The 17,616-nt window shown below is 68.7% G+C and carries 16 protein-coding genes; 6 read left to right on the plus strand and 10 right to left on the minus strand.

Annotation, left to right across the window (positions count from 1 at the left end; genetic code table 11):
• From IRZ30_RS03875 to rseP, 7 genes are all read right to left on the minus strand, one after another.
• Positions 1-323 (minus strand): RNase H family protein (locus tag IRZ30_RS03875; RefSeq protein WP_294083128.1); only part of this gene is annotated, 323 nt, incomplete at its 3' end.
• A gap of 89 nt (positions 324-412) precedes the next feature.
• The gene (fusA, locus tag IRZ30_RS03880; RefSeq protein WP_294083130.1) at positions 413-2,494 is read right to left on the minus strand and encodes an elongation factor G; all 2,082 of its coding nucleotides are present in this window, start codon (positions 2,492-2,494) and stop codon (positions 413-415) included.
• A 206-nt stretch (positions 2,495-2,700) separates the two neighbouring features.
• Positions 2,701-3,474, minus strand: a complete 774-nt coding sequence (locus IRZ30_RS03885) for a type III pantothenate kinase (RefSeq protein ID WP_294083132.1) — start codon at positions 3,472-3,474, stop codon at positions 2,701-2,703.
• Positions 3,475-3,561: 87 nt separating this feature from the next.
• Positions 3,562-4,725, minus strand: coding sequence for a tRNA epoxyqueuosine(34) reductase QueG (gene queG / locus IRZ30_RS03890; protein ID WP_294083135.1), 1,164 nt, complete (start codon positions 4,723-4,725; stop codon positions 3,562-3,564).
• The gene (locus IRZ30_RS03895) at positions 4,722-5,678 is read right to left on the minus strand and encodes a carbohydrate kinase family protein (protein WP_294083138.1); all 957 of its coding nucleotides are present in this window, start codon (positions 5,676-5,678) and stop codon (positions 4,722-4,724) included. Before IRZ30_RS03895 ends, queG begins: the two co-directional genes overlap by 4 nt.
• 201 nt (positions 5,679-5,879) lie before the next feature.
• Positions 5,880-6,986, minus strand: a complete 1,107-nt coding sequence (ispG, locus tag IRZ30_RS03900; RefSeq protein WP_294083140.1) for a flavodoxin-dependent (E)-4-hydroxy-3-methylbut-2-enyl-diphosphate synthase — start codon at positions 6,984-6,986, stop codon at positions 5,880-5,882.
• A 130-nt stretch (positions 6,987-7,116) separates the two neighbouring features.
• Positions 7,117-8,436, minus strand: coding sequence for an RIP metalloprotease RseP (rseP, locus tag IRZ30_RS03905; RefSeq protein ID WP_294083142.1), 1,320 nt, complete (start codon positions 8,434-8,436; stop codon positions 7,117-7,119).
• A 517-nt stretch (positions 8,437-8,953) separates the two neighbouring features.
• Here rseP and IRZ30_RS03910 point away from each other — a divergent pair.
• Positions 8,954-9,874: a tyrosine recombinase gene (locus IRZ30_RS03910; RefSeq protein ID WP_294083144.1), complete on the plus strand. Its 921-nt coding sequence runs from the start codon at positions 8,954-8,956 to the stop codon at positions 9,872-9,874.
• A 135-nt stretch (positions 9,875-10,009) separates the two neighbouring features.
• Entirely contained in the window at positions 10,010-11,419 is a 1,410-nt protein-coding gene (locus IRZ30_RS03915; protein WP_366945318.1) for a glycine--tRNA ligase, read from the plus strand.
• Between the two features lie 40 nt (positions 11,420-11,459).
• On the opposite strand, the gene IRZ30_RS03920 is transcribed toward IRZ30_RS03915, so the two are convergent.
• On the minus strand, positions 11,460-12,341 hold the full coding sequence (locus IRZ30_RS03920) for a ParB/RepB/Spo0J family partition protein (protein WP_294083148.1): 882 nt from the start codon (positions 12,339-12,341) through the stop codon (positions 11,460-11,462).
• Between the two features lie 125 nt (positions 12,342-12,466).
• Between IRZ30_RS03920 and IRZ30_RS03925 the strand changes: the two genes are divergently transcribed.
• Positions 12,467-13,414, plus strand: coding sequence for a CPBP family intramembrane glutamic endopeptidase (locus IRZ30_RS03925; protein WP_294083150.1), 948 nt, complete (start codon positions 12,467-12,469; stop codon positions 13,412-13,414).
• 24 nt (positions 13,415-13,438) lie between these two features.
• Here IRZ30_RS03925 and IRZ30_RS03930 read toward each other — a convergent pair whose 3' ends face one another.
• Together IRZ30_RS03930 and IRZ30_RS03935 are read right to left on the minus strand one after the other, a co-directional pair.
• Positions 13,439-15,142: a zf-HC2 domain-containing protein gene (locus tag IRZ30_RS03930; RefSeq protein WP_294083151.1), complete on the minus strand. Its 1,704-nt coding sequence runs from the start codon at positions 15,140-15,142 to the stop codon at positions 13,439-13,441.
• Complete coding sequence (locus IRZ30_RS03935) at positions 15,139-15,684, minus strand: sigma-70 family RNA polymerase sigma factor (protein ID WP_294083153.1); 546 nt, start codon at positions 15,682-15,684, stop codon at positions 15,139-15,141. The genes IRZ30_RS03930 and IRZ30_RS03935 overlap by 4 nt, the downstream gene beginning before the upstream one ends.
• A 463-nt stretch (positions 15,685-16,147) precedes the next feature.
• Here IRZ30_RS03935 and rplS point away from each other — a divergent pair, with 463 nt between their 5' ends.
• Genes rplS through IRZ30_RS03950 form a run of 3 tightly spaced genes read left to right on the plus strand, consistent with a single transcriptional unit; the run spans position 16,148 to position 17,604 of the window.
• The gene (gene rplS / locus IRZ30_RS03940; protein WP_294083155.1) at positions 16,148-16,519 is read left to right on the plus strand and encodes a 50S ribosomal protein L19; all 372 of its coding nucleotides are present in this window, start codon (positions 16,148-16,150) and stop codon (positions 16,517-16,519) included.
• 18 nt (positions 16,520-16,537) lie between these two features.
• Positions 16,538-17,239: a ribonuclease HII gene (locus tag IRZ30_RS03945; protein ID WP_294083157.1), complete on the plus strand. Its 702-nt coding sequence runs from the start codon at positions 16,538-16,540 to the stop codon at positions 17,237-17,239.
• Positions 17,236-17,604: a YraN family protein gene (locus IRZ30_RS03950; protein ID WP_294083159.1), complete on the plus strand. Its 369-nt coding sequence runs from the start codon at positions 17,236-17,238 to the stop codon at positions 17,602-17,604. Before IRZ30_RS03945 ends, IRZ30_RS03950 begins: the two co-directional genes overlap by 4 nt.
• Positions 17,605-17,616 lie beyond the last annotated feature (12 nt).

Genomic DNA, 17,616 nt, shown 5'->3' on the forward strand with positions numbered 1-17,616 from the left:
GGCTTGAGGGCGGGGTGGCGGACCTTCCAGCGACCGGTGAGCTGTTCGACGAGGAGCTGGCTGTCGGTGCGGATCTGGAGACAGAGGTCTTCGGGCCGCTGGCCGAGGGCGGCCGCGCGTTCGATGGCGGCATCGATGGCGGCGATGAGGGTGCGGTACTCCGCCTGATTGTTGGTCACGCCGTCGCCGAACTCCAGGCGGACGAGCCGGCTGGCGCCGGTGCGGTCGGAGAGCCGGTAGCTGCCGTAGCCGCGGCCGGGATTGCCCAGCGAGCCGCCGTCGCAGACGATCGACAGGTCCGGGTCGCACTGCTTGGAAACCACGCGCGATCCTCTCTCGATACACGATGTACCCTCACCCCGCCGGTGGCATCACCGGCAGGTGTGAGGGTACACGCGGCAGTCGTGGGTTGCTAGGCGTGCGCCTCAACGCGCGCCTTGGCGGCCGCGACGATCTGCTCCGTCAGGTGCGGCGGCACCGGCTGGTAGTGGCTGAACTCCACCGTGAAGGAGCCACGGCCCTGCGTGATCGAGCGCAGATCGGTCGCGTAGCGCTGGATCTCGGCGGCCGGCACCATCGCCTCGATGGTCGTCATGCCGTTCTCGCCGGGGGTCATGCCCTGGAGCTGGGCGCGCTTCCCGTTCAGGTCGCTCATGACGTCGCCCATGTAGCTCTCGGGCACGGTCACCCGCAGGTGCATGATCGGTTCAAGGAGGATCGGCTTCGCCTGCTGGGCGGCCTTCTTGAACGCCTGCGATGCCGCGATCTTGAAGGCCATTTCCGACGAGTCGACCGAGTGGTACGAACCGTCGGTGAGCGTGACCTTGATGTTGACCATGGGGTAGCCGGCCAGCAGCCCCTCTTCCATGGCCTCGCGCACGCCCTTCTCGACGGCCGGGATGAACTGCTTCGGGACCACGCCGCCGACGATCTGCTCGGCGAACTCGAAGTCGGCGTCAGGCAGCGGCTCGAGGTCGAGGAAGACGTGGCCGTACTGGCCGTGGCCGCCGGTCTGCTTCTTGTGCTTGTACTCGACGCCGCGCACCGGCACCGAGATCGTCTCGCGGTAGGCGACCTGGGGCAGACCCAACTCGACGTTGACGCCGAACTTGCGGGCCATGCGGTCGAGCGCGATCTGGACGTGCGACTCGCCCAGGCCGGAGATGATCGTCTCGCCGGTCCGGGAGTCACGGGAGACCTGGAGCGTCGGGTCTTCCTCGATCAGGCGCTGGATCGCCGTGCCCATCTTGTCCAGGTCGCTCTTGGTCTTGGGCGAGACCGCAGCCGAGAAGGCGGGATGCGGGAAGGTGATGCCGGGAAGGGTGAAGCGCCGCTGGGCGTCGCTGAGTGTGTCGCCAGTCCCGGTCACCTGTAGCTTGGCGACCGCGCCGATATCGCCCGCCACGATCTCGGAGACGCCGATCTGCTCCTTCCCGCGCATGACGTAGAGCTGGCCGACCCGCTCGTCCTGCCCCTTGCTGGTGTTGAGGACGTGGCTGTCGGACGTAACCCGGCCGGAGAAGACGCGGAAGTAGGAGAGCTTGCCGACGTATGGGTCGGCGACGGTCTTGAAGACGAGCGCTGCCAACGGCCCGTCCGGATCGGGCGACAGGCTGACCTCGTTGCCGGTGGCGTCGTTCGCGACGGCGCCGTTCGGGCTCGGGAAGCAGTCGACGATGGCGTCGAGCAGGAAGGTGACGCCCTTGAGCGCCGTGGCGGCGGTGACGAAGACGGGGACGATGCTGCCATCGGCGATCCCGGCCTTGAGGCCCTGGCGCAGCTCGTCGACGCTGATCTCGTCGTCCTCCAGGTAGCGCATCATGAGCTCTTCGTCGTTCTCGCAGATGCGCTCCACGAGCGTTGTGCGGTGGGTCTCGACGGCGTCGGCGAGGTCGGCGGGGATGTCGATGGGGGTCACGCTGCCGTCCTTGCCGTCGCCGAACTGGTAGGCCTGGCGGCTGAGCAGGTCGATGAACCCGGTGAAGGACTTCTCAGCGCCGATCGGGAGCTGGACCGGGACGACCGCGCTGCCGAACGTGGTCTGGGCCGCGCTCAGGCTGTTCTCGAAGTTGGCATTCTCACGGTCCATCTTGTTGATCACGAGCGCCCGGGGCAGGCCGGTGGTCGCCGCCGTATCCCAGACCTGCTCCGTGCCGACCTCGACGCCGGCTGACGCATCCAGGAGGATGAGCGCCAGGTCGGCGACCCGCATCGCACCGCGGATCTCACCGACGAAGTCGGCGTAGCCGGGGGCGTCGAGCAGGTTGATCTTGTGATCGCGCCACTCGACCGGCACCAGGCTGGTGCTGATGGAAATGCCGCGCTTGATCTCGTCGGGATCCCAGTCGGAGATCGTGTTTCCCTCCTCGACACGGCCCAGGCGGGTGGTGGCATGGGTGAGGAAGGCCATGGCCTCGGTCAACGACGTCTTCCCGGCACCGCCGTGCGAGAAGAGGCCGACGTTCCGGATGCTGTCTACCGTGTACGTTTTCACGGGTTCCCTCCACCCAGCGCCCCGTACGGTTGGTAGGGCAATGCCCCGGACCGGGCCGGAGGCGGCTACCGTCACGTGTTGGGGCGATTACATCAGCGGCACCGTCGTTTGGGTGACGCCTGCGACCTTTCGGCGTTACGTATTATATCGCCGCGCGGGACGTGGGCAAGCGCGCTGCCCGGATTGCGTTGGGGCGGCGCGTGGCGCTACTCGCCGCGGGTAAGGTGCTCGTAGATGAGCCGGAGGCCGGTCAGGGTGAGGTTTGGATCGTAGGCCGGAATCGCCGGCGAGTGGCCAATGAATAGGCCGGCCAGACCGCCGGTCGCGATGACGTTGGGCGTCTCCCCCAGCTCTGCGGCGACCCGTGCGAGCAATCCCTCGATCAGTCCCAGATAACCGAGTACCGTACCCGACTGAATCGCCTGGCGGGTGTTGCGGCCGATGGCGCGCTCGGGCATGGCGAGGTCGACGGCGTGGAGCCGGGCAGCCCGGGCGGTGAGGGCCTCCAGGGCGATGAGCACGCCGGGAGCAATAGCGCCGCCGAGGTAGTCACCCTCCGGAGAGACGACGTCGAGGGTGGTGGCCGTCCCGAAGTCGACGACGACCCAGGCACCCGGGCCGCGGTGGTGTGCCGCGACGGCGTTGGCCAGCCGGTCGGCACCGACTTCCAAGGGGTTGTCGGTGCGGACCCGGATGCCGAGATCGAGCGCGGCGCTGACCTGGATCGGTTCGCGCCCGAGCCGCTGGGTGATCAAGTCCTGGAACGTGGTGGCCAGTTGGGGGACGCCGCTGGCGATGACGGCACCCTCGATGGCGCGGAGGTCGATCCCGTCGCCCGCGGCGAGGGTCGTCAACAATGCCCACCACTCGTCGGCCATCCGCCCCCGGTCGGTCTCGAAGCGCCAGCTTGTCAGGAGCTCTTCGCCCTGGAAGATCCCGAGGACGACGTTCGAGTTGCCGATATCGACCGCGAGCAGCATGCGGTCTCCTCCCACTCTCCTCCACACCTCGGCCCGCGTGTCGGACCGGACGCAGTATAGCCGGTGGTGCGCTGGGCTGGAACCGGATCAGGCGGCATCGCGGCGGCGAGCCGGCGGTGGGTCATCAAGCGTCGCCGCGATCTCCGCACGCACGGCGGGGTCCGGCTCACGGTCGTGCAGCCGGCGGAGCGCCGGATCTGCCGCAACGGCGTCGATGCGGGCCATCGCCCAGGCGGCGTGCCCGCGGACGAGCGGGATGTCGTGGGTGGCGGCGACCTCTTGCAGCAGGCCGAGGTCCGCGTCGCTGCCGATGTTGCCCAATGCGACGGCGGCGTTACGGGCCAGCCCGCTGCGCTTGGCGCGCAGCACCGCCCGCCCACGATAGACCTCGCGGAACTCCTCCTCGGACATCGTGAGCAGCCAGTGGAGCGAGGGGAAGGCGTGCTCGATCCGCTCGGGGCGGACGTCCGGGTCGTCGCTCGGTGCGGCGGCGCCGGTATAGGGGCAGACCTCCTGGCAGATGTCGCAGCCGAAGACCCAGTTTCCCATGAGTGGCCGGAGGTCACGCGGGATCGGGCCACGCAGTTCGATGGTCAGGTAGGAAATGCAGCGGGGCGTGTCAAGCCGGTAGGCGTCCACCAGCGCGCCGGTGGGGCACGCGTCGAGGCAGCGGGTGCAGCGGCCGCACTTCGGACGGAGCGCCGGGAGCGGCTCGACCTCGATATCGAGCACCAACTCGCCGAGCATGACCCAGGAACCGTGCCCGGGAACGAGGATCATCGTGTTCTTGCCGTACCAGCCGAGGCCCGAGCGGGCGGCCGCCGCGCGGTCGACGATCCGGGCGGTGTCGACCAGTGCACGGGCCTCGATGGGCAGGCCAAGTTCCGCTTCCAGGCGGGCGTGGAGGTTGCGCATGCGGGACCTGAGCGTCTTGTGGTAGTCGCGTCCCCAGGCGTAGCGGGAGATGCGACCGCGGGGCACCCCGTCGTCGGGCGGCGCGATGTCCGGCTGCCAGTAGGGCAGACCGACGCTGACGATGCTGCGCGCGGTCGGGTGCAGGTTGCGTGGATCGGCGGAGAAGCGGGCACGCTCTTCGGTGAACCAGTCGAGCCCGTCCATGTGCCCGGCGCGGATCCGTTCGACCAGCAGCTCGGCCAGACCATCGAACGGCTCGGCCGTCGTCACGCCCAGGAGCGTCAGCCGACACTCCGCCGCCAGGCGCCGGAGGCGGGCGTGGGTAATGGCGCTCACCGGTCTGGTCCCCGCACGCGGGCAGATGCGAGGAAGCACTCGACCTCGTCGCGTGTCGGCAGCCCGGCGCGCGCCCCAGGGCGCTGGACGGCGAGCGCGCCCATCGCGTTGGCGAAGCGGCCCATGGTCTCCATGTCCCAGCGCTCGAGGATACCCAGCGCGATGCCGGCGGCGAAGGCATCGCCCGCCCCGGTCGGGTCGACGGCGTCGACCTCGAACGCCGGGACGGTGCACGTGCCAGCACGGTCGATCAGGAGGCAGCCGTTCGGGCCGCAACTGATGGCGGCGAACCGCGTCTGGGACAGGATCATCTCGTCCTGCAGCACGGTGACCGCCTCCTCGAGGGTCGACGTGCCCGTCAAGTAGCACAGCTCGGCGGCGCTGCCGACCAGGTAGTCGTGGCGCAGCGCAAGGTCGAGGCCGGTCTCCGGGTCGAGCGCGGTCAGGTAGACCAGCGGACCGAGCAGCCGGGTTCGCGGCGAGACGTGCATCGGGAGGTCGACGATGAGGCGGCGCAGGGCGGCGTCGTCGATGTCGACAACGACCAGGTCGTGGGCGAAGAACGCCTCGATCGGCAGAAAGTCGCCGTGGCGGAGCCGGGCGCCCTGCTGCCAGAAGATGGTGCGCTCGGCGGTCGCGCCGCGGCCGGAGACGACGATCAGGGAGCGGTCGGTCGGTTCCCCGGCGCGGGTGCGCACGTGCTCCACATCGATGCCCTCGGCGGCCAGCTCCGCGCGGAGCTGCTCGCCCTCGGCGTCGTCCCCGACCATCGCCGCGATGGATACGTCGAGGCCCAACCGGGCCAGTGCCACGGCCAGGTTGGTGGTGGTCCCGCCCGCCTGCTCCAGGGTGTCGTGGACGATGGCGTAGTCACCGGGCTGGGGATACTGGTCGACAAAGATCAGCCGATCCCAGGATGCCAGCCCGAACGCCGCGACGCGATAGCGCTTCACAGCGGCCCTCCGGACGCCACTGGTATCCGCACAGCGCGGCAGGCGGCGTTGCTGGCGATGCGCCCGAACGCGGCCACATGGATCTCTGGGTGGCCTGCCCAAATGAGGTGATCCGATCTACGGGTGACCGTGGTGCCGATGCAACCGCTAGCCGAGGGCATTACGCGCTCCCGTCGCGTCTGCCGCGGCGTCGACGGCGGCTCAGGCTTCGCCGCGCTCGGCGAGGATCGCCTGGATCTCTTCCTTGAGCGCGGGAACGATTTCATCCTCCTCGACCCGGCGGACGATCTGGCCTTTGCGGAAGATCACGCCCTTGCCGCGGCCGGCCGCCACGCCGACGTCGGAGTCCCGGGCCTCGCCGGGGCCGTTGACGACGCAGCCCATGACCGCCACCTTGATCGGCGCCTTGATGTTCTTGATGTACTCGTCGACCTCGTTCGCGAGCTTGAAGAGGTCGACCTCGACCCGCCCGCAGGTGGGGCAGGCGACGAGGGTGGCGCCGTGCTGGCGCAGGCCCAGGCTCTTGAGGATCTCGTAGGCGACGTAGACCTCTTCGACCGGGTCGGTGGTGAGCGAAACCCGGATCGTGTCGCCGATACCCTCAGCCAGCAGGGTGCCGATGCCCACGGCCGAGCGGATTGTGCCGGCCTTGGGCGTGCCCGCCTCGGTGACGCCCAGGTGGAGCGGGTAGTCGTTGAGTGGGGCCATGCGCCGGTACGCCTCGAGCATGACCGGCACCTCGAAGGCCTTGAGGGAGATCTTGATGTCCCCGAAGTCGAGGTCCTCCAGGATCTTCACGTGGCCCAGTGCCGTGCGGACCATGTGCTCGGCGATCAGTTCCACCTGGCTGGCGTTCTTCTCCGCCATCTCGTCGACGAACTCGCGGCTCATCGGCGGCAGCGAGCCGAAGTTGACGCCGATGCGGATCGGGATGCCCCGCTCCTTGGCCTTCGCCACGACCTCGCGCACGTCCTCCGGCTTGCGGATGTTACCGGGGTTGAGCCGCAGGCCGTGGATCCCGGCCTCGATCGCCTTGAGGGCCAGGGTGTGCTCGAAGTGGATGTCGGCGATCAGCGGGACCGGCGAGTGGGGCACGATGTCGGGCAGCGCGGCCGCGGCAACGCGGTCGGGCACGGCGATGCGGACGATCTCGCAGCCGGCATCAGCCAGCTCGTGAATCTGGCGCAAAGTGGCCTTCGGATCGCGCGTGTCGGCGGTCGCCATCGACTGCACGACGATCGGCGCACCGCCACCGATCTGCACATCACCGACGTGGATGGCGCGGGTCTTACGACGCGGGGCTACCATGAACGGTGGACCTCCCTCGTGCGGCCGCGCACCACGGCACCGGGGCGACCCGAGGCCCGGCGCGGCCCGGCTGGCGTGTCACCCTGAGTGTGCGTCATGCGACGACCTCATGTCCAGCGGGGCACGGGTGCTACCGCAGGAACGACTGGCCGCTGACCAGGCGCTCGATGTCGATGAAGGCGACGACGAACATAAACGCCAGCAGCAGGACCAGACCGACGAAGTGGACGACTCCCTCCTTCTCGGGGGAGACGCGCTTGCCGCGGATGAACTCGATGACCACGAAGAGCAGTCGCCCGCCGTCCAGGGCCGGCAGCGGCAGCAGGTTCAGGATGGCCAGGTTCAACGACAAGAGCACCATGAGGTTGGTGAGCGTGACCCATGTCGGCGCGCTACTGACGGCCAGCACCTCAGACGTCAACTGGCCCATACCGATGGGGCCGGTGATGCCGCTGAAGGGCACCGACCCGCGCAGGAGCTGCACCAGGCCGTGGAACATCTGGGCGACGACGTTCCACGTCTCGCTGATCCCACGCGGTACGATCTGCCACCAGGGCAGCGGGTGGTAGATGACGTCCTGGCGGGCGGCGATGCCAACGTGGGGATCCGACTGAGCCGGAATCTTCGCCGGCACCGACAGGAACAACTCCACCGGTGCGCCGTCGCGCTCGACCACGACCGGAACCGTCGTCCCGGCGGCGTTGCGCAACGCCAGGAGGTAGGCGGAACCATCCTCGATCGGCTGGCCGCCGACCCGGACCACGATATCGCCGGGTTGGATACCCGCCTGCTCCGCCGGGCTGCCCGGCTCGACGCTGTCAACTTCCATCCGCGCCTCGGCGGCGCTGGTGATCAGGATGCCGGTGCGCCCGGAGCCGGGCGGGGGATTCTCGCGCGGGACGACCTCGGTCTCAACCGTCTGGCCGTCGCGCAACAGCGTCACCGGCATTGGCCGGCCGGCGTAGTCCTCGGTGATGGCCACGACCTGATCGACCGAGGTGACCTTCTTGCCGCCGACGGTGAGGAAGCGGTCACCCGACTGCCACCCGGCCGCCTGCGCCGGAGAGCCCGGCTGAACCTCGGAGACGTAGACGTTCATCCGGGCCTCGCCCTGGATGCCGACCAGGGCAGTCATCAGCACGAAGGCGAGCAGGAAGTTCATCAGCGACCCGGCGGTGATGAACAGGGTCCGCTGGAGCCGCGACTTCGACTGCATGCTCCCGGGGTCGAACGACTTGCCATCCTCACCGAGGACGCGCACGAAGCCGCCGAGGGGGATCAGGTTGATCGAGTAGATGATTCCCTTGCGCCGGAAACCGAACAGGCGCGGCGGGAGACCGATCCCGAACTCTTCGACCTTGATGCCGACGAGGCGTGCGGAGACGAAGTGCCCGAGCTCGTGGACGAGGATCAGGATCGCCAGGATCGGGATGATGTAGAGTGCTTTCACTTGATGTACCTCAGAAGCCCGCGTGAGCGTTGCTTCCCAGATGAACCGCGGAAGCGGGCGTGAACATGACCCAATCGTACCGGTCAGTACCTACGTACGTCAACGCGGGAGCGCGCGGTACTGCGGGGGGACTGGCGGCGAGGGCATGGACACGTGTTAGAATGTCCCGGCCGAGGGGTCCATAGTGCCGACTGCGTTCCACTCCCACCCCGGCGACGAAATCGGCTCTACGAGGTCGGGTCCGGCGAAGGGTGCGACCGTACACGGGGTTCTTCGTTAACCCCGTCAAGGGCTGCTTGCGCGGCGGTGCCCATTGCCGATGCATGCCGCTTGCTCTACACTCCCAGTGGTGTCCTTCTGTCATCGGTGACAGAACCACGGGCTAGCCGGTGTGGCGCGGGGTCGCCGATGCGATATGGATTCCAGCGGTCCGCGTTCCGGCATGCACGCAAGCGCGACCGAGATGACTACTCCTGCTCCGGCAACCGGACGCGCAGACACGTCTAGGAGGATGGTGATGGAGGAACGGATCGAGCGGTTCCTCGCCGCGCTGGGACGAGATCGGGGGTTCTCGCCCAACACCGTATCGGCCTACCGGAACGACCTCACCCAGTTTTGCCATTTCCTCTGCGAGCAGCACGCGGTGCAGTCCTGGGCCGAGCTGTCGGAGACCATCCTGACGAACTACGTGCTCTACTTGCGGGAGCGCGGCTACGCCAACGCAACCGTGGCGCGCAAGGTGGCGGCGGTCAAGTCGTTCTGTCACTATCTGGTGGAGTGCGGCGAGCTTCGGCACGATCCGGCGGCGGAGTTGCCGTCGCCTAAGGTCGACAAGTTCATCCCGCGGGCGATCACGCCGGAGCAGGTCGAGGCGCTGCTGGCCCAGCCGGCGCGGGAGCGCACGCCGGAGGCGCTCCGCGACAAGGCGATGCTGGAGACGCTCTATGCCAGCGGGATGCGCGTGAGCGAGTTGACGGCGCTGGACGTCGACGATCTCGACCTGGAGGCCGGACAAGTCCGCTGCGGCAACAAGCCCGAGCGCCAGCGGTGGGTGCCCCTCAGCCCCAGCGCGATCGCCGCGCTCGATGAGTACTTGCAGCTTGGTCGCCCGTTCCTGCGCCAGTCGCCCACCGAGCAGGCGCTCTTCCTGAACCACCGGGGCAGCCGGCTCACCCGGCAGGGCTTCTGGCTCATTCTCAAGTCGTACGCCGAGGCCGCTGAGTTGGGGGACATCACACCGCACACCCTGCGGCACACCTTCGCCGCGCACGCACTCACCCGCGGCCGCGCCCTGCGCGAGATCCAGCAGGTGCTGGGGCACGTCAGCATCTCCACCACTCAGGTGTATCAGCAGGTTGCCGAGCAGGTCGGGCGCGCCAACGGGCATGCCCTCGTCTCGACTGTCGCGGCGTGCTACGATAACAACGGGTCGGAGTGAGGCATCCCAGAAGCGACGGGCGCCACTCGCTCCGGTCACTTCGGTAGCTCACGGGGTCCCCTCGTCGTCCCGACGGGGGGTTTTCGTCATTGAGAGTCGATGATGCGCGGCGACGACGCGGAGGGGCGCAGCGAGATGCACGCGGAGGAGACGCCATCGACGCCGGTGTCGATGGACACGATCGTGGCCCTGGCCAAACGGCGTGGCTTCGTGTTCCAGGGGAGCGAGATCTACGGCGGGCTGGCCAACACCTGGGACTACGGACCGCTCGGCGTGGAGTTGCGCCGCAATATCAAGAACGCCTGGTGGCACTTCTTCGTCCAGCTCCGGCGCGACATCGTGGGGCTTGACGGCTCGATCCTGCTCCACCCGCGTGCGTGGGAGGCGTCGGGCCACGTCGCCGAATTCAACGACCCGCTGGTCGATTGCCGGAACTGCCAGACCCGCTACCGTGCCGACACCCTGATCGAGGAGCGGCTGGGTCGGAGCGTCGAGGGCGCCAGCATCGACGACATGACCCGCATTATCAAAGAGTCCGATCTCGCCTGCCCGGTCTGCGGCCAGCGGGACTGGACCGAGGTGCGCCAGTTCAACCTCATGTTCCGCACCTTCCTGGGGCCGGTCGAGGCCAGCGGCACGCAGGCATTCCTTCGCCCGGAGACGGCGCAGGCGATCTTCCTCGACTACCGGAACGTGCTCCAGTCGAGCCGGGTGAAGATCCCCTTCGGGATCGCCCAGATCGGCAAGGCCTTCCGCAACGAGATCACCCCCGGGAACTTCATCTTCCGGCTGCTCGAGTTCGAGCAGATGGAGATTGAGTACTTCATCCGCCCCGAAGGCTGGGAGCCGGTCTTCGAAGAGTGGCTCGAGGCGATGCAGGCGTTCTTCCGCTTCATCGGGCTGGGTGATGCCCGGCTGCGCCAGCGGGAGCACGGGCCGGATGAGCTCTCGCACTACTCGAAGCGCACGGTGGACTTCGAATACGAGTTCCCCTTCGGCTGGAAAGAGCTGTGCGGCCTGGCCTACCGGACCGACTTCGACCTGCGGCGTCATCAAGAGTACAGCGGGGTCGATCTGACCTACTTCGACCAGGCGACAGGGGAGCGGTTCCTCCCGCACGTGGTTGAGCCGACGATGGGGGTCGAGCGACTGATGCTGGCGCTCCTGGTGGACGCCTACCACGAGGAGGATGCCGTCGACGTCGCCGGCAAGCCGTACCGGCGGGTCGTGCTGCGGTTCCACCCGCGCATGGCGCCGTACAAGGCCGCGGTGCTGCCGCTGATGAAGAAGCCGGAACTGGTGGCCAAGGCCAACGAGGTGTGGGACCTGCTGCGCCCCGAGTTCCCGACCGACTACGACGAGACGCAGAGCATCGGGCGGCGCTACCGGCGGCAGGATGAGATCGGGACGCCCTTCTGCGTGACGATCGACTACGACACGCTGGAGGACGACTCGGTCACGATTCGCGATCGCGACACGATGGAGCAGGTGCGGGTGCCGATCGCGGAGCTGATCCCGACCCTGCGCGCGCGCCTGGGGCAGTAAGGCGCAAGGCGCGCCGGCATCGTGCCGGCGCGCCGGGCCGCTACAGTTCCTCCTCGTCGTCGTCGCCGACGATGCGCCGGTAGATACCGTCGAGTTCTTCCTCGGTGAAGAAATGGATCACGATGCGGCCGCCGGAGCGGCCCTTGCGCAGCTCCACTTTCGTGCCCAGGGCGCGCCGGAACCGGTCCTCCAGCCGCTGCAGGGACGGGGGTGGGGGCGGCGGCTCGCGCGTGGCCCGGCGCCGGCCTTCGCGCCACTCTCGCACCAACTGCTCGGTCTGGCGGACGCTCAGGTCGCGGGCGATGACGATCTGGAGCGCGGCCACCTGCTCGACGGCCAGCGGCAAGCCGAGGAGCGCCCGTGCGTGGCCCTCGGTGATCTGGCCCACGGCTACCGCGGCGCGGACCTCCTCGGGCGCGTCCAGGATGCGGAGGGCGTTGGTGATCGCCACGCGGCTCTTGCCGACGCGCGCGGCCACCTCGGCCTGGGTCAGGCCGAACTCCTCGATCAACTGGCGGTAGGCGGTCGCCTCTTCAATGACGGTGAGGTCGGCCCGCTGCACGTTCTCGACCAGCGCGACCTCGAGCAGCTCGCGCGGGGTCGAGTCGCGGATGAGCGCGGGGACCGTGCGCAAGCCGGCCATGCGGGCGGCACGCCAGCGGCGCTCGCCCGCCACGATGCGGTAGGGAACCGCGCCGTCGCTGTGGGCAAGGACCAGGGGTTGGATCACGCCGTGCTCGCGGATCGAGGCGGCCAGGCTGGCGAGTTGTTCCGGGTCGAAGTCGGTGCGGGGCTGGAACGGGTTCGGCTCGATGGCGGCGATCTCGACTTCCTGTACCCCGCCGCTGCCGCCCGCTTGCCCGGCCTGGGCCTGGATCAATGCGTCAAGGCCCCGTCCGAGTCCCCCTTTGCGCTGCGCCATCCCCCATGCTCCTCCATCGTCGCCAGCCGATTGGCACTGTGAGTGTAGCATGGATGCCGGAGAGGTCCGGGCTCGTGCCCTGACAGGCCGGGGTGTCCTGGCCGAGCGAGAGGAAGCATCGCCGCATGGGAGCGATCATCGGGTTCGCGTTCGTCACCGTTGGGATCGGCGCGCTGCTGTCGGCGTGGGCGCACCACGCTGATGCGAGCCGGGCGCTGCGCGTGCTGCTGTACATCATCTTCGGCGGGTTCAGCCTGCTGGTCATCCTGGCGGGGATCGGCGCGCTGGTGCTCAGCAACGAGATGCCCGATGCCGGCCTCTCGCGCCTCGGCGGGCTGGCACTCCTGGCGCTCGGGTTGGGTCTCGGCCTCCCGCTCGTGCCCTTCGTCCGCCGCGTCCTCGCGCGCGTCATGCCGTTCGATCCGGACTCGATGGCGGACATGGTTGGACTGTCGGTCCTCCTCGCGATCACGCTCGCGTTCCCGCTGCTCGGGGCGGGAGTGTCGGACGCCGGCGGGACGTATGGGCCGGTGCAGCGCGGCGAGCTCGTGGTCCAGACGGCGATATTCGTCCTCCTGGCGTTCTTGTCGGTCGGGACGTTCATCACCCGTGACCTGGGGGCGGCGGCTCGGCGGCTCGGCCTCTGGATGCCGACCCCCCGACAGATCGGCATCGCGCTGGCGCTGGTGGTGGTCGCGTTCATCATCGCCGGGGTGGCGGGGGCGCTGACCCAGGTGTTCCAGCCCGGCCTTGAACGGGAGATCGAGGACCGCATGCGCTCCGTCACCCAGGAGGTCACCGACGTGCCGGGTGCGATCCTCCTGGGCCTGAGCGCCGGGATTGGGGAGGAGATCCTCTTCCGCGGCGCGATTCAACCCCGCTACGGGATCGTATTCACCTCGCTGGTGTTCACGGTGATCCACGTACAGTACGACATCAGCCTCGTCCTGGTGGGCGTCTTCGCGCTGGCGATCATGCTGGGGCTGGAGCGCAAGTACATGGGGACCGTGGCGGCGATCATCACGCACGCGGTCTACAACACCCTCACGCTGCTGATTCAGGCAGCGGTGTGATGAAGCGGCCCCCGGCCTCGCGGGCTATGGAATGGGCGTACCGTCCTGCGTGGGCTCTGGCGTTGCCTCAGGCGTTGCCGGGCCGGCGTTCTCGGTCGGCGCCGGGCTCAATTCCGGCGTCGTGGTGGGCTCCGGGGACGGTGAGGCAGTGGGTTCACCCGTCGGCTCGGGCGTGGCTCCCGGCTCGGACGGCGACGGTTCCGGGGTCGGGGTCACGAGGTCGCCGTGGCCGGAGCTGTCGGGGTAGACCTCCCACTGGCCCTGGTAGGGGTTCGACGGATCGACGTAGAGGACGTAGACGTAGCCTGTGTCGCTGTACAGCATCAGGCCGTTGGCGAACTCCTGAATCCGCCCGTCCATCGGCTCGTGGGCGGTCTCCGTGGTGGCGTAGCCGAGCTGCTCCTGGATGCTCGGGTTCTCCGTCCACAGCTTGCCGAAGGACTTGGTCGGGATCCAGAGGTTCGGCTCCGGCGCCGGCCCACCGTACGCCGGATCGTTCGCCGTCCAGGTGTCGGGCGCGCTGAACCAGACCCCGTTGCTCTGGAGGACGTAGATCGTGCGGGTGTCAAAGCGCGCGTACATCGTGCCGCGCTGGAAGTCGAGCACGCCCGCGGCGGCGCTGTAAGCGCCCGGCGGGGTGGGGGCGCCCAGCCGCGCCCGAACGTCGTCGTAGGCCCAGTAGACGCTGCCGAACGCGCCCGTGACGGGGACGGGCGTCGCGACCGGCGGACTGCCCGGCGATGGCGAGCCATCGGGTGGCGGCGAGGCTGCCGGTGGCTCGGTAGGCACGGGCGTGTTGGTCGGCGCCACGGTGGGCGGCGTGGTCGGCGTCGGGCTCGGCGCCTCGGTTGGTGTTGGATTCGCCGGTGGCTGCGTGGGAGCCACGGTCGGCCCAGCACCGATCGGCGCGGTCGGCTGGCCAGTGGTCGGAGTCGGCGCGGGCTGCGTCGGCGGTGGATTCGTCGCGGTCGGGGGCACAACCGCCGCAGGTTGCGTGGGCGACTCCGGACGGGTCTCAGTCGGTGGCGGCGTCGGCGTCGGCTCCTGGGCGAGCACCGTGGTGGTGCGCAGGCGCAATTCCCACGGGGTTCGCAGTGAGCCGCCGTAGGCGTCCTTGGCGCCGGGCAGGATGATGATGCGGTAATCGGTGTTGGCCAGGAGCGGCACCGTCTCGCTGGGGCTGGCGCCGATGATCATGGTGTTGCCGCGCCAGCTAATCGGCAGCCGTTCTTTCTCCGATGGCGGGTAGATCCGCAGGTGCTCCACGACCGACTCGGGATCCATCGGCTTGTTGAAGGTGATCTCAATCGGCCGCTGGACGGGCCACTCCTGCACGGTCGCGGGCGGCGCACCGGTCACGGCCGGTGGGACGATGCGTTCGTAGCCGCGCATGAGGACGAAGGCGGTCGCGATCAGGAGGACGGCGACGGCTCCGACCGCGGACAGCCCGAAACGGGCGCCGGAGATCCCGAACCAGCGCTGGAAGCGCGACGGCTCGCCGCGTTCGACGGTCTGCTCCCAGACTCGGCGCTGAATGTGAGCGGGTGGCGTTGGTGGTGGCAGGTGGCGGACCTGCTCGCGCAGGAGCTGATACTCCTGGAGAAGGGTGGTGCAGTCTTCGCAGATGGCAAGGTGCTCAAGGAGCCGCCGGGTTTCGTCCGGCATCAGCTCCCCGTCCATATAGGCCGATATCAGGGGCCTGATGGACTTGCACCCTGGCCGGCTCATGAGCGAGACGCTTCCTCCAGCCGCCGGTAGGTCCGGCGAAATTCTTCCCGCGCGCGGAAGAGGACTGACTTGACCGCGGAGCGGGAGAGCCCCATCACCTGCCCGATGTCCTCACAGGACATCCCCTCGAATTCGCGCAGAATGAGCGCCATTCGATTCCGTGGGCTCATCTGCTGGAGGACCTGGTGCACGGTGGCTTGCGTCTCCAGGCTCAACGCCTGCCGCTCGGGATCGTCCATCGGACGCCCATGGAGGAGGTGCTCGTGCTTGTGCGTCTCCCAGGGAAGCCAGCGAATGCGCTGACGCCGTCGAAGCACATCGAGGCAGGCATTGGACGCGATCCGGTGCAGCCAGGCTGAGATGTTGAGATCATCGGATGTCTGCGACAGTGCCCGGTATGCCCGGATGAAGCACTCTTGCGTCAGATCGCTGGCATCTTCGGCGTTGCCCATCATGCGGTAGATGAAGCCGTAGATCTGGCGCTCGTAGTGCTGGAAGATTGCCTCGAAGGCTGCCTGGTCTCCCTCCTTCGCCCGGCTCACCCATATGGCCTCGTCCGCAGGAACGACGGCAGAGCCATCCATATGAGGTCCTCCGTATCCTTCTAACGAGCGTGCCACGTGATTGGTTGTGGGGCGCGCCACGGCGCGACCGACCGGGGCGAAGAGGTCGCTCAACCCCAAGCGCGAACAAACGATGTCTGTTCGCCAAGACGATACCTGATTCGACCCCGGGATGCAACCGGTCCCAGCGCATCCCCGGGCAGTGCCGTCACGCCCATTTCTCCCGCTGGTACTGGCGAATCTCCGCTTGTGGCTGGTCGGACCGAAGAGAAACAGGACTTTGATACCGCGCCACGGCATTCCACCTCCGGCACTGCCGCTTCATTGCGAGGCAAAGTATCCGGGTGCTATACTGCGCCCGGCCCGCGAACGACGGGCTTCTCTCTGCATGGGTACGAACGGCGACCGGTGGGCCGCGACGGAGTGTGGGAGTAGCACAGCGATGGTGGACGTAATCAGGAGTATCGAGCAGGAACACCTGCGGGATGACGTCCCGCACTTTGGGCCTGGGGACACGGTGCGGGTCCACGTCAAGGTCGTCGAAGGCAACCGCGAGCGCATTCAGCCGTTCGAGGGCGTCGTCATCCGGCGGCGGGGCGGCGGCATCAACGAGAACTTCACGGTGCGCCGGATCGCCTCCCACGGCATTGGCGTCGAGCGCACGTTCCCGATCCACAGCCCGCGCATCGACAAGATCGAGGTGCTGCGGCACGGTAAGGTGCGCCGGGCCAAGCTGTACTACCTGCGTGGTCGGACCGGGCGCGCCGCTCGGATCAAGGAGCGACGACGGCCGGCCGGCAGCTACCTGCGGTAGCCCGCGGGCATGGCTGTGATGAGCAACGGGTATGGCGAGGAGCGGTGCGAAAGCGCCGCTCCTGTGCTTTCCACGCCGGGCCGGACCGAGCCCTCCGTCGCGATCGAGGCGGAGCTTTGGGCGCGGGGACTGCGCCTGGTCGCCGGCGTGGACGAGGTGGGGCGCGGCTGCGTCGCCGGGCCGGTCGTGGCCGCCGCCTGCATCCTCCCTCCGGGTATTGAGGATATTCCCGGGGTGCGTGACTCGAAGACGCTCACTCCCCGGCAGCGCGAGCGGCTGGCGGAGGAGATCCGCCGCGTGGCGTTGGGGATCGGGCTTGGCGCCGCGTCGTGCCGGGAGATCGATCAATACAACATCCGCCAGGCCAGCGCGCTCGCCATGCGCCGCGCACTGGCGCGCCTCGGCGCGTGGGACTTCGTGCTCTACGACGGGCGACCGCTGCCCGAGCTCGACCCGGAGCGCACGATGGCCGTGGTGAAGGGCGACGCGTCCTGCCTCTCGATCGCCTGTGCGTCCATCGTTGCCAAGGTCACCCGCGACGCGCTCATGGCGCGGCTGGCGCGGCGCCACCCCGAGTACGGCTGGGAGCGCAATGCGGGATACGGCACGGCCGAGCACCTCGACGCGCTGCTGCGGGTCGGACCGACGCCCCACCACCGCCGGACGTTCGCCCCGGTGCGCGATCTCCTCGCGGCCCAACTTCCCGGAGCCCGGCCGTGACGCGCCGCCGCCTCGGGGACGCCGGAGAGCGGCACGCCGCGCGGGTGCTGGCTGCCCGCGGCTGGCGCATCCTGGACCGGCAGTGGCGCGGCGAGGCCGGGGAGATCGACCTCGTCGCCCTCGACGGTGACGTGTTGGTGCTGGTCGAAGTGAAGACCCGGCGTGGCGACCGCTTCGGTGCGGCGGAGGAGGCGGTCAGCCCGGCGAAGGCGGCGCGCCTCCTGGCGTTGGGCGAGGAGTACGTCGCCGCGCACCCGGAGCACAGCGAGCGGGTGTGGCGCATCGATCTGGTGGCGATCACGCTGGACGCGCGCGGCGCCGTGGAGCGCCTCACCCACCTGCCGGACGCCTATTACACCGGGTAGCCCGGAGGAGGG

The organism is Sphaerobacter sp., from assembly GCF_019683595.1.
In the GTDB taxonomy this organism is placed as follows: domain Bacteria; phylum Chloroflexota; class Chloroflexia; order Thermomicrobiales; family Thermomicrobiaceae; genus Sphaerobacter.

What these genes read in the sequence shown, in the direction of transcription:
- IRZ30_RS03885 (WP_294083132.1), bottom strand. Translation starts at nt 3,474, where the DNA reads ATGCTGCTCGCGGTCGATATCGGCAACTCGAACGTCGTCCTCGGGATC.
- ispG (WP_294083140.1), bottom strand. Translation starts at nt 6,986, where the DNA reads ATGGTAGCCCCGCGTCGTAAGACCCGCGCCATCCACGTCGGTGATGTG.
- IRZ30_RS03910 (WP_294083144.1), top strand. Translation starts at nt 8,954, where the DNA reads ATGGAGGAACGGATCGAGCGGTTCCTCGCCGCGCTGGGACGAGATCGG.
- IRZ30_RS03915 (WP_366945318.1), top strand. Translation starts at nt 10,010, where the DNA reads ATGCACGCGGAGGAGACGCCATCGACGCCGGTGTCGATGGACACGATC.
- IRZ30_RS03920 (WP_294083148.1), bottom strand. Translation starts at nt 12,341, where the DNA reads ATGGCGCAGCGCAAAGGGGGACTCGGACGGGGCCTTGACGCATTGATC.
- IRZ30_RS03925 (WP_294083150.1), top strand. Translation starts at nt 12,467, where the DNA reads ATGGGAGCGATCATCGGGTTCGCGTTCGTCACCGTTGGGATCGGCGCG.
- IRZ30_RS03930 (WP_294083151.1), bottom strand. Translation starts at nt 15,142, where the DNA reads ATGAGCCGGCCAGGGTGCAAGTCCATCAGGCCCCTGATATCGGCCTAT.
- rplS (WP_294083155.1), top strand. Translation starts at nt 16,148, where the DNA reads ATGGTGGACGTAATCAGGAGTATCGAGCAGGAACACCTGCGGGATGAC.
- IRZ30_RS03945 (WP_294083157.1), top strand. Translation starts at nt 16,538, where the DNA reads ATGAGCAACGGGTATGGCGAGGAGCGGTGCGAAAGCGCCGCTCCTGTG.